Raw genomic sequence first — 5,296 nt, 5'->3', positions numbered from 1 at the left:
CCGCGCCCTCGTCGCCTTCGCCCGCACCGTGCCCGGGGTCACCCGCCTGTTTGCGCCCGGTCACCGGTCCGGCGGAAGGATCAGTCCTTCTGCTCGATCTCGCCCCGCATGGCGACGAACTGCGACTCGAGGTCGGCGGCGGACTTGAAGTAGATGACGACCAGGCCGAGGCTGCCCCGGTCGGCCCACAGGCAGACCCCCACCTGCACGCCTCCGGCGTTGCCGTCGCCGCACTTGGCCTCGCCGCCCAGCGGGCCGGCGTCGACCGGCTTGAGGTCCTTCACCCCGAGACCGACGCCCAGGCCCTTGACGGCGTTGTCCAGCTCCTTCTTCGGGTCGGCCAGCAGGGTGGACGCGCCGGCGATCATGACCAGATCCTGCTTCGCCGGGTCACCGTAGATGCCACCGACGACGCTGGTCGTACCCGGCACGCTGTCCTTGATCGTCGTCTTCATCTGCTCGACGGCGGACTGGAGCTGCGGCTCGGTCACCTTCGGCCGGCCGCCCAGCGTCTCGGGCTCGACCAGGCGGGTCTTGGAGGCGTCGACGACCTCCTTCACCGTGCCCTTCGTGGCGAAGTAGATGGCCGTGCCACCGCCCACGCAGAGCACCACCACGACGGCCAGGATGATCAGCAGGATCTTGCCGACGCTGGACTTCTTCTTCGGCGGCTCGGCGGGGGTGCCGAAGCCGGGCTGGCCGGCTGCCGGGTAGCCGCCGGGCTGCTGCGGGACCGACGGGTAGTCACCGCCGTACTGCGGCTGCTGCTGGGGCGGGTAGCCGCCGGGCTGCTGCGGCGGCGGGTAGGAACCGGGCTGCTGCTGCGGCGGCGGGTAGGAACCGGGGTAGGGATTGGACGGCGGCTGCGACATGATCTTGGTCAGCTCCTGTAAGAAATCTGGGCGGTGATCGTATCGAGGCCCCCTGACGGTCCGCTGCCCACCCGAGGCCGTGGTGCGGAAACCGGAACCGGGTCGTGACCTGGGCCGAACGACGATCGCGGTGCCGGACCGCCCGGAAGGGACGGTCGGCCACCGCGATCGCGGGGAAGCGGCGCGTGAATCAGCCCGACCGGGCTGAAGTTGTCACCGCAGGCTGGCCACACCGCGCGGCAGGAACCGCCGGCCGGTGACCCGCTCGGAGGTCCCGGTCCGGTCCAGGTACGGCGTGACGCCGCCCAGGTGGAACGGCCAGCCGGCGCCGAGGATCAGGCACAGGTCGATGTCCTGCGCCTCGGCGACGACACCCTCGTCGAGCATCAGCCGGATCTCCTGCGCCAGCGCATCGAGGGCGTTCTGCCGGACCTGCTCGGCGGTCAGCGGCTGATCGCCGACCACCAGCAGCTTGGCCACCTCGGCGTTGATCTGGTCGTCGACCACGATCGGCTGGCCGGAGTCGGCGATCCGCCTGAGGTTCTCGCTGACGTCGAACCGGTCCGGGAAGGCGGCGTGCAGGGTGCCACCGACGTGGTACGCGACGGCCGGGCCGACCAGCTGGAGCAGGGCGAGCGGGCGCATCGGCAGGCCCAGCGGGTCCAGCGCGCTGTCCGCCACGTCCAGCGGGGTGCCGGCGTCGACGGCGGCGAAGACCGTGCCGAGGAAGCGGGTGAGCAGTCGGTTGACCACGAACGCCGGGGCGTCCTTCACCAGCACAGAGGACTTCTTCAGCTGCTTGCCGACGGTGAACGCGGTGGCCAGGGTGGTGTCGTCGGTCCGCTCGCCCCGGACGATCTCCAGCAGCGGCAGCACGGCGACCGGGTTGAAGAAGTGGAAGCCGACCACCCGCTCCGGGTGCTCCAGGTCCGCCGCCATCGCGGTGACCGAGAGGGAGCTGGTGTTCGTCGCCAGCACCGTCTCCGGCTTGACGATCTTCTCCAGCTCGGCCCAGACCTGCTTCTTGACGTTCAGGTCCTCGAAGACCGCCTCGATGACGAAGTCGGCGTCGGCGAGGGCGGACTTGTCGACCGAGCCGCTGACCAGGCCGTACAGCTTGGCGGCGGTGCCCTTGTCCATCCGGCCCTTGGTGACGGACTTCTCGATCTGGGTGTGCACGTAGCCGACGCCCTTGTCCACCCGGGCCTGGTCCAGGTCGGTCATGACGACCGGCACCTGGAGGCGGCGGGCGAACAGCAGGGCGAGCTGGCTGGCCATCAGGCCGGCGCCGACGATGCCCACCTTGGTCACCGGGCGGGCCAGCTCCTTGTCCGGCGCGCCGGCCGGCCGCTTGGCCCGCCGCTGCACCAGGTCGAAGGCGTACAGGCCGCTGCGCAGCTCCTCGGAGAAGACCAGGTCGGCCAGGGCCTCGTCCTCGGCGGCGGTGCCGGCGGCGAAGTCGCCGTCCTTCGCCGTCTCCAGCAGATCCAAGGCCTGGTACGCGGCCGGGACCGCGCCGTGCAGCCGCTGGTCGAGCGTCTGTCGGGCGAAGTAGAGCACGCCCGCCCACATGTCCCGGTCGACCTCGGGTCGGGTCACGGTGACCTCACCCCTGACCACGCCGGCGGCCCACTCCAGGGACCGCTCCAGGAAGTCGGCCGGCTCCAGCAGCACGTCCGCGATGCCCATCTCGGCCGCCTGCTTCGGCTTGAGCATCCTGTTCTGCATCAGCGGGTTCTGCAGGATCACCTGGGTGGCGGCCGGGATGCCGATCAGGTTCGGCAGCAGCTGGGTGCCGCCCCAGCCGGGCACCAGGCCGAGGGAGACCTCGGGCAGCGCGAGAGCCGAGGCCCCACCGGAGAGGGTCCGGTAGTGGCAGTGCAGGGCCAGTTCCAGGCCGCCGCCCATCGCCGCGCCGTTGACGAAGGCGAAGGTCGGGACGGGGCTGTCCTTGAGCCGGGCGAAGACCCGGTGGCCGAGCCGGCCGATCTCCAGCGCCTGCTCGCGGTCCGCCAGCAGCGGCAGGCTGGTGATGTCCGCGCCGACGCAGAAGATGTACGGCTTGCCGGTGACCGCGATGAACGCCGGCTGCGCCGCCAGCGCGGCGGTGACGGCCTCGTCCAGGCTGGCCAGGCCGGCCGGCCCGAAGGTGTTCGGCTTGGTGTGGTCGAAGCCGTTGTCCAGGGTGATCAGGGCGGCGGGGCGGTCCAGCCCCGGTACGTCCACCTGGCGCAGCAGCGCCCTGGTGACGACCTCGTTCGGAGCGGCTGGCGTCTTCACTTGTCTCCACCCTCCCCCTGGGCCGGCTTGCTGGACCCCGTCCAGTGTGGGTTCTCCCAGATGACCGTGCCGCCCATGCCGATGCCGATGCACATGGCGGTGAGGCCGTAGCGCACCTCGGGGTGCTCGGCGAACTGCCGGGCCAGCTGGGTCATCAGCCGTACGCCGGAGGAGGCGAGCGGGTGACCGACGGCGATCGCGCCGCCCCACGGGTTGACCCGCGGGTCGTCGTCGGCGATGCCGAAGTGGTCGAGGAAGGCGAGCACCTGCACGGCGAACGCCTCGTTCAGCTCGAACAGTCCGATGTCGTCGATGGTCAGGCCGGCGATGCGCAGCGCCTTCTCGGTCGAGGGGATCGGGCCGACGCCCATCACCTCGGGCTCGACGCCGACGAAGCCGTACGACACGAGCCGCATGGCGACCGGCAGGCCCAGCTCGCGGGCGGTCTCCTCGGCGACGATCAGCGCGGCCGTGGCGCCGTCGTTCAGGCCGGCCGCGTTGCCCGCGGTGACCCTGCCGTGCGGGCGGAACGGGGTCTTCAGCGTGGCGAGCTTCGCCATCGAGGTGTCCCGGGGCGCCTCGTCCACGGTCGCCAGGCCCCAGCCGGTCTCCGGGTCGCGCACCGCGACCGGCACCAGGTCGTCCTGGAGCTTGCCGTTGGCGTACGCCTTGGCGGTCTTTTGCTGGGAGGCGAGCGCGAACGCGTCGGCGCGTTCCTTGGTGATGTGCGGGACCCGGTCGTGCAGGTTCTCCGCGGTGGCGCCCATGACCAGGGCGGACGGGTCGACCAGCTTTTCCGCGATGATCCGCGGGTTGGGGTCGACGCCCTCGCCCATCGGGTGGCGGCCCATGTGCTCGACGCCCCCGGCGATGGCCACGTCGTACGCCCCCATGGCGATGCCGCCCGCGACGGTGGTGACGGCGGTCATCGCGCCGGCGCACATCCGGTCGATGGCGAAGCCCGGCACCGTCTTGGGCAGGCCGGCGAGCAGGGCGGCGGTGCGGCCGATGGTCAGGCCCTGGTCGCCGATCTGGGTGGTGGCCGCGATGGCGACCTCCTCGACCCGCTCCGGCGGCAGCTGCGGGTTGCGCCGCATCAGCTCGCGGATGCAGCGGATCACCAGGTCGTCGGCGCGGGTGTTGGCGTACATGCCGCCCGCCTTGCCGAACGGGGTGCGGACGCCGTCGACGAAGACGACGTCCCGAACTTCACGGGGCACTTGGAGCCTCCTTTTCGACCACGATCCGGCCTCGGCGCCGACAGGCGGCGCCGCAGTCCGAACGAAGGTCGCCGGCGCTGGCGTTTCCCCCGGATGCTACTCGCCAGTAACCAATCGCGCCCCACCCCCTCCTGTGGTCCACCCCACATCTGAGGAAGTATTCGACGAGACCTAATAGTCAGGCTATTATGTCTCGCATGGTAGCTGTTGAGGGCTCCGAGGGCGACGACCGGCAGACCCAGCTGCTCCGGGGCGTCCTCGACATGTGCCTGCTGGCCTTGCTGGATCGCGAGCCCGCCCACGGTTACGAACTGGTCCGCCGACTGGACGCCGCCGGCTTGGCAGGGGTCGGCTACGGCACGGTTTATCCATTGCTCACCCGGATGCGGCGGCTCGGACTGGTCACTGACGTGATGCAGGAGAGCCCTAGTGGCCCACCCCGCAAGGTCTACGCGCTCAGCGGGGAGGGACGGCGGCGGCTCACCGCCTGGAAACGGCAGTGGAAGTCCTTCGTCGACACCGTCGACGCCGCGATCACCGACACGCACACCACCGGGAGGTAACCGTGCAGGACGCGGACGACGTCATCGCCGTCGCAGAACACGAGTGGCGGGCCATCGGGGTGGTGCCCCGCGACCGGGCGGCGCTCGCCGACGACCTACGCCGGGAGTTGGAGGCGGCAGCCGCGGACGGCATCACCCCCCGAGAGTTGCTCGGCGACGCCGACGTCCGGGCCTTCGCCCGGCGACTCGCGGCCGAGGCCGGCGCCGGCCGTCTGCGGTACGAGACCGATCGTCTCCTGCGCACCGCGCTCGTCGGCGCGCTACCCGGCCTGGTGCTCTCCTGGCTGCTGCTGTGGGTGCAGGCGCCGGTGCCGACCCGGTGGAGCGTGTTCGACGGGATGACCCTGATCGTGCTCGGTAC

Annotated in this window: 4 protein-coding genes and 1 pseudogene; 2 read left to right on the top strand and 3 right to left on the bottom strand. The window is 71.2% G+C overall.

Annotated elements, in window-relative coordinates; genetic code table 11:
* Positions 1–80: 80 nt before the first annotated feature.
* The 3 genes from ABZ570_RS33425 to ABZ570_RS33415 form a co-directional block, all read right to left on the bottom strand.
* Positions 81–872: a hypothetical protein gene (locus ABZ570_RS33425; protein WP_358072099.1), complete on the bottom strand. Its 792-nt coding sequence runs from the start codon at positions 870–872 to the stop codon at positions 81–83.
* A gap of 213 nt (positions 873–1,085) precedes the next feature.
* The gene (locus tag ABZ570_RS33420; protein WP_358072097.1) at positions 1,086–3,152 is read right to left on the bottom strand and encodes a 3-hydroxyacyl-CoA dehydrogenase NAD-binding domain-containing protein; all 2,067 of its coding nucleotides are present in this window, start codon (positions 3,150–3,152) and stop codon (positions 1,086–1,088) included.
* Positions 3,149–4,372 carry an acetyl-CoA C-acyltransferase gene (locus ABZ570_RS33415; RefSeq protein WP_358072095.1) on the bottom strand — a complete coding sequence of 408 codons (1,224 nt, stop codon included), beginning with the start codon at positions 4,370–4,372 and terminating at the stop codon, positions 3,149–3,151. Before ABZ570_RS33415 ends, ABZ570_RS33420 begins: the two co-directional genes overlap by 4 nt.
* A gap of 197 nt (positions 4,373–4,569) precedes the next feature.
* On the opposite strand from ABZ570_RS33415, the gene ABZ570_RS33410 reads away from it, so the two are divergent.
* Positions 4,570–4,935, top strand: a complete 366-nt coding sequence (locus ABZ570_RS33410) for a PadR family transcriptional regulator (protein WP_358072093.1) — start codon at positions 4,570–4,572, stop codon at positions 4,933–4,935.
* Positions 4,936–4,937: 2 nt separating this feature from the next.
* Positions 4,938–5,296, top strand: a pseudogene (locus ABZ570_RS33405) (hypothetical protein); the annotation flags it as partial.

The organism is Micromonospora sp. NPDC007271 (assembly GCF_040634005.1).
Lineage (GTDB): Bacteria > Actinomycetota > Actinomycetes > Mycobacteriales > Micromonosporaceae > Micromonospora.
The sequence above is the reverse complement of the archived record's forward strand: the minus strand, read 5'-3'. Positions and strand labels throughout refer to the sequence as shown.

Bases quoted from the DNA above. Each gene is read 5' to 3' on its own strand.
- ABZ570_RS33425 (WP_358072099.1), bottom strand. From the start codon at position 872: ATGTCGCAGCCGCCGTCCAATCCCTACCCCGGTTCCTACCCGCCGCCG.
- ABZ570_RS33410 (WP_358072093.1), top strand. From the start codon at position 4,570: ATGGTAGCTGTTGAGGGCTCCGAGGGCGACGACCGGCAGACCCAGCTG.